2 protein-coding genes and 1 pseudogene are annotated in these 6,000 nt (G+C 58.1%); all 3 read left to right on the forward strand.

The window, feature by feature from the left end; translation table 11 throughout:
• The first annotated feature begins 1,108 nt into the window (after positions 1-1,108).
• The 3 genes and pseudogenes from IVB42_RS13170 (at position 1,109) to IVB42_RS13180 (ending at position 5,470) form a co-directional block, all read left to right on the forward strand.
• Positions 1,109-1,849, forward strand: coding sequence for a class II aldolase/adducin family protein (locus IVB42_RS13170; protein ID WP_247470365.1), 741 nt, complete (start codon positions 1,109-1,111; stop codon positions 1,847-1,849).
• Between the two features lie 212 nt (positions 1,850-2,061).
• Positions 2,062-3,500 (forward strand): annotated as a pseudogene (locus IVB42_RS13175) (IS1182 family transposase).
• A gap of 1,034 nt (positions 3,501-4,534) precedes the next feature.
• Entirely contained in the window at positions 4,535-5,470 is a 936-nt protein-coding gene (locus IVB42_RS13180) for a cyclase family protein (RefSeq protein WP_247470367.1), read from the forward strand.
• Positions 5,471-6,000: the final 530 nt, after the last annotated feature.

Here is a 6,000-nt window from a genome sequence, read left to right on the forward strand (position 1 = left end):
AGGCCGTGAGAGTTTTGCGGCGTCGCGATGGGCGTAATAGTTTGCCCCAAGAAAACGAAGCCCGCAAAATCCCACCAGATTTCTGCATCTTGCGGGCCAGCACCTTGCGGTCATCGAGCGCGCTATCCGCCCATGGTCTCGAAGCGCCTCGTATTCGTCATTCTTGGCCCAGCCATGCCGGTCCCATCCATAGCCATCGACTCCGAGGAGAGCGGGCTGCCGAAGCAAAAATCGATTTCGATCGTGGGGTAAATGCTCCAACCGCCGTTGTCCACGGGACCCGTGTTCGACCGGCGGTCGACAAGCGCCGCCCAGTCCCTCGGTGTCAGCTCGGTATTGCCCCCTATGTCACCTAACGTGAGCAGCCAGAAGCTGCGCGCTATTGGTGCCCCAAGGACTGTTCGTAGGCTCAGAATGATGACCTTCGGGCCAGCATATCCAGCCTCTTCGAAGAGCTGCTTGGCCCGTTCCGGATCACCACCTTTCTTGTACCATCGTGTTAGCGCCATTGAGATATGGCGTATTGGTTCCGAACGTCGAAGTGACGGGCGATTGTATTTCGCCGGAGTCCGAACGATAGGTCTTCTTGTCGTTGGCAACGCTCCACCGCCATTCAAGTTCAGTCGCATCCGCTCGCCTATCTCACCGGCGTCCTGACCAAGATCTTAACAGGCAACCAAACTGCGAATCAACCAGCGACTGCCCTGGGCCGGCCGCGCTCAGGCCCCGAAAGTAGTGGCCGAGAACGACACTTACGACTGTCCGTGCGCACATTCCCGAAGTGCTGCGCCCGACGTCCAGCTCAAGGACAGCCTGTTTCCGCCGCCTTCCGATCGGCCCAGCCTCAACGTGCGCATCCGGACTGGGCATTCGTCCATCGCGAGCTGCGGTGCTCAAACGTCACGCTGATGCCGCGGCCGGAGGAGGCTGCGACACAAACGGAGAACAGCTTCAGAAGTTTGGGGAAATGCCAAAACGCATGAAAGCTGCGAATTCTTCTGCCACAAGCGGAATATCCACGGCCGAACGGTATTCATCAGTGGAACGTGGCTTTGGCCGTTGCTATGATCCCTTGACATTCATTAACTGCGCTTGAGGAGAAGCGACCATGTCTGACGACACCTCCCAGGAATGGGAGATCCGCTGTGATTTGGCGGCAGCGTATCGCCTGATTGCACATTTCGGCATGGACGACTTGATCTCCACGCACCTATCAGCGCGCCTACCCGGCAAGGCGCATCGTTTTCTGCTCAACCCGTACGGAATGATGTTCGATGAAATTACGGCCTCTAGTCTCGTTGTCGTCGACCCGGAGGGGCATGCTATTCAGAAAGAGGATGAGACCAAGATAAACAACGCGGGCTTTACGATTCACTCGGCCGTGCACATGGCGCGTGATGATGCCCACTGCGTAATTCACACGCACACTTTGGCAGGAATGGCGGTTGCTGCTCAAGAACAGGGGCTGCTTCCATTGAACCAAAAATCGATGTGCTTCTACGGCAATATCGCCTATCACAATTATGAAGGGGTCGCGCTCGATCTTGGCGAGCGCGCGAGTCTCTTGCGCGATCTCGGGACCAAAGACGTGATGATCCTGAAGCACCACGGCTTGCTAACAGTTGGCCGTACCACCTCCGAAGCGTTCCTCAACATGTATCTCCTGGAGCAATCCTGCCGGGTCCAGATTGCGGCTACGCAAGGTGGACAAAGGATCGCTCTACCGTCTGATAAACTCGCTTCCCACACCGCGGAGCAATTTCAACGCAAAGGCTACAACAGGAATCCGCGTCCTTGGGCGGCACTCAAACGCCGCCTGGACCGGCTAAGTCCTGGGTACGCGACTTGACGAGTTCTCTCGGAGCCTGGATCTTGAGACACGAATTGATCACGGCGCATCCTCGGCGTCCTCGACTAATAGTAGCACGATCGCGGCCACGATTTGCGCGTTTCGAACCGATCCGGCCCGCAGCCTATGAGCTACGCCTCGCGCGAAACACTTGCAGACTATGTGCTGTCCGATCAATGCGTCTTGGGGCGCAGCTTCGGCGGGGGCTGGGCATGAGTCGCTTCGTTCAAGGGGCTGATCGCGGGCAATCGACTTTGTTGCCGGAATGCCTGGATGACTGGATTTTAGATGACAATCCGGTTCGCGTGATCGACGCCTTCGTTGCGGCCCTCGATCTGGCTGAACTTGGGTTCGGTGGCGTTGAGCCTGCCGGCACAGGGTAGGCCGTCGTATCATCCGGCCGGGCTCTTGAAGCTCTACATTTATGGTTATCTCAACCGTATGCATTCGAGCCGCCGGCTCGAGCGTGAAGCTGGCCGCAACATCGAAGTGATGTGGCTGCTCGCCCGGCTTGCGCCCGATCACAAAACGATTGCCGATTTCCGCAAGGACAATGGTCCCGGCATCAAAAAAGTCTGCGCGCGCTTCGTCGAGGTGTGCCGCAAGATGGGGTTGCTCGCGACAGCCAGCGTCGCCATGGACGGCAGCAAATTCAAAGCAGTCAGTAATCGCGATAAGAACTTCACGCGCGGCAAAGTCGAGCGGCGGCGCACGCAATTGGAAGAGAGTGTTGCGCGCTATCTCGCTCAGTTCGATACCGCCGACCGGCAGGAGTCGTCGGAAACGCTGGAATTAAAAAAGACGCGGATCAAAGAACGGCTCGAAAATCTGACCGTTGAAATGGCGAAACTCGCAGCCATGGAAAAACAGGTTCTGGCGTCGCCCGATCAGCAGATATCGTTCACGGATCCTGACAGCCGTTCGATGGCCACGAGCGGCCGTGGTTCCGGCATCGTCGGCTACAACGTGCAGACGGCGCTCGATACAGAAAACCATCTGATCGTCGCGCACGAGGCGACAACAAGTGGCTGACCGGTCACAACTTGCAAACATAGCACAGCAGGCCAAAGCCATTCTTGAGGCCGACACGCTCGATGTTGTCGCCGATCGCGGCTACTTCAAGGGCGAAGAAATCCTGGCGTGCGAGCAATCTGGCATCACGGTGACGTTGCCTAAGCCGATGACATCGGGTGCGAAGGCTTCGGGGCGCTTCGGCAAACAGGACTTTGCTTATCTGCCAGATGAGGATGTTTATCGCTGCCCGGCCGGTAAGCAACTCAAATATTATTATACCAGCGAGGAAGACGGCCAGAAGCTGCGCAACTATTGGACGAACGCCTACAAAACCTGTCCACTCAAATCGAAGTGCACGCCGAGCCCGCAACGTCGTATCAAGCGGTGGGTGCACGAGGACGTTCTCGAACGCGCTCAGGCGCGGCTCGACAAGAATCCAAACGCCATGCGCACACGCCGCGAGACCGTCGAGCATCCGTTCGGCACACTGAAGATGCGCATGGGCGCGACGCACTTCTTGTGCGTGACGCTGCCGAAAGTAGCGACCGAGATGGCGCTCTGCGTGCTCGGCTACAATCTGACCCGCGTGCTGAACATCGTCGGGATGAAACCGCTGCTGGCGGCGGTGAGGGCGTGATACGGGCGCTGGCGCGCGCCTTGCGAGTCATCGGGCGCGTGAAAGAGCCCGACATTGGCGTCAGGATGAGTTCTGGTCGAGTGGCCATAAAATTTGCCCAAATTGATCGGATTGCGGTAGCCTGAGCTCAACCGCGCTGGTCCGCGTCATGCAACAGTGTTTTTACACGACCAGGACCCGTGCCGTGCCATAACCTCCATCAAATAAGACGATCCTGCTGGCCTTCCCGGCCGCCGCAATGGTCGGCACGGCGTAAGGCACGGAACTGTCTGGACCGTCCGGCAGCAGATGTGAGCTAGGCAGGAGGCGTGTGCCTCCATTCTCCTCGCTAGCAACGAGATCACGTTACAGCCGCACGGGGGCATGATCGTGTCCTTTGGCGCGCTGTCATGCGTGTAGCGCTCCCGGCCGCTGGTACGGCCGAGAGACTGACTTTTGATACGGGTGCGACTTCACGCTGTCTGGCCACCATGGCTTATTTCCTCCAGGGCATTCGACTTGGCTCAAGTTTACCAATTTCGATGAAGGCAACTCGAGCTTACGTTTGCAGCTAGCGGACTGAATTCTGCGCAACCTCCCCGGCTCCGGCGTCTTTTGCGCCACCGCTACTTGACCTCCGTGAGCTTGCTCGTGGTGCCGGCCTTCTTTCGAATTCCTGAGTCTGACCGGCAGTAGTCAGGTGGGTGGCAGGCCGGGCTGCTTGGCAGAGGGACGATGTCGAGCAGCACATCGAGCTGTAGCATCTCTCATTGTCACTTGGTAAGTTGAGCTCGCCGATTGAACGCATTCTGAAGCAAATCACGAGGGCCGTGCTGCTTGCGCAAAAAAGCTGCGTTTCGTCGCGATCGAGCGCATAATTTCGGTATGACGTCAGCTGATTCAGGGCAGGCAGAGCCGTTGTGAAGCAGTAACATTCTCGGCGGGAGTGGCACCTCACGCTGGCACAGCGAGTCGGGTCGCGCCGACATATCAAACACGCTGAGCAAGCCGCGAGGCTAGCTGTTAAATTTCTTGCAGCGAGGAAGGAACCGGCCATGCGGCCTGCCAATTTTGACTACCTTGCCGATAAGCTGCGCAACTGGGGGCGTTGGGGCGAAGCGGACCAGCGCGGCACCCTCAACCATATAGGGCCAGAAACGCTCAAGAATGCGGCGGCCGAAGTGCGACAAGGAAAGCTCTTTAACCTCGGTCTGCGGTTCGACAGAAATGGGCCGCAGCCGGGACGCAAGCGTTTCAACCCCATGGTCTACGTGACAGACCTCTTCACTCCGATGGGCCCTGGCGCGCAAGGAGTTTGCTATTCTGATGATGTCATCCACATGCCCCTGCAATGTTCAACGCAATGGGACGCGGTGGGGCATGTCCACTATGACGGTCAGCTCTATAATGGCTGCGTCGCGCGCGAATGCCTCACGGAAAATGGCGCGCTGAAAATGGGCATCGAACATCTTGCATCCCCCGGCATCCTTTCGCGCGGGGTGCTATTTGACATTGCACGGCTGAAGGGAATGGAGCGGCTGCCGCTCGACTATGCGATCACTGTCGACGATCTGAACGCCGCATGCGAGAAGCAGAGCGTAAGCGTTCGCCCCGGCGACATCCTCTTGGTGCACACCGGCCACATGCTTCGGTTCACCGCTGACGGAGACCGCGATAAATTTATGGGAATGCAACCAGGCCTGAGTTATACCTGCGCCGAGTGGGCTCACGACAAGTCGCTCGCTGCGGTGGCCGCCGACAACATGGCTGTGGAGATATTAGACGCCGAGGGGATGGATTCGGAAATGCCGCTCGCCTTCCACATGCTGGCGCTGCGCGACATGGGCATGCCGCTAGGCGAGATGTTCAATCTAGGCGCGCTGGCCGCCGACTGCGCTGCCGACGGACAATACAGCTTCCTGCTTGCTGCCCCGCCTCTAGAAGTTACTGGCGGCTTTGGCTCGCCCGTTAACCCGCACGCGCTGAAATAGGCGTTAGGTTGGAGAGCGACGAGTTGGCGGCCTGTTGAAGATGAATGCACATAACAGTTCCTTTCGATCGCAAGTAGTTGTGTGTCGGCAGGCCTCCGTGGTTCGGCGTTGGGTACGAGCCCTCTTGCAAGGCGTCGATGTGCAGGAGCCAACCGCAGCTCTCGACGAGATTTGCAGCGAAAGTGTCGGCATCCCCGTGCCGCGGAGAAAGTTGTCCGAAATGTAGTTGACGGACGGAAACGTCCCTCAGAAACGGACTAATGCATCGATATCGGGGAGAGATCGCTACGAGAATGTTCGGAACGAAGACGCGATCACAAGACGGCGTCTTTGACGTAGCGCCGGCTTCTCGTCGAAAGATGGCGGTTTTCGACGTGCGCGGAGCACCGAGTCATGCCTCGCAGACTTTAAGCCGAAGTGTGTACCAGGGTGAGCTATCGCCCAAAGTTGGTGACGGCGGGAATCGGAAAGGCGGCATATCGTGGGGGTGCTTGACGCCTCCACTTCTCCACCGAAGGAGCGATATGCCG

The organism is Bradyrhizobium sp. 45, assembly GCF_023073155.1.
Taxonomy (GTDB): domain Bacteria; phylum Pseudomonadota; class Alphaproteobacteria; order Rhizobiales; family Xanthobacteraceae; genus Bradyrhizobium; species Bradyrhizobium canariense_D.

Excerpts from the sequence above, each read along its gene's own strand:
- IVB42_RS13170 (WP_247470365.1), top strand. The coding sequence starts at position 1,109 with ATGTCTGACGACACCTCCCAGGAATGGGAGATCCGCTGTGATTTGGCG.
- IVB42_RS13180 (WP_247470367.1), top strand. The coding sequence starts at position 4,535 with ATGCGGCCTGCCAATTTTGACTACCTTGCCGATAAGCTGCGCAACTGG.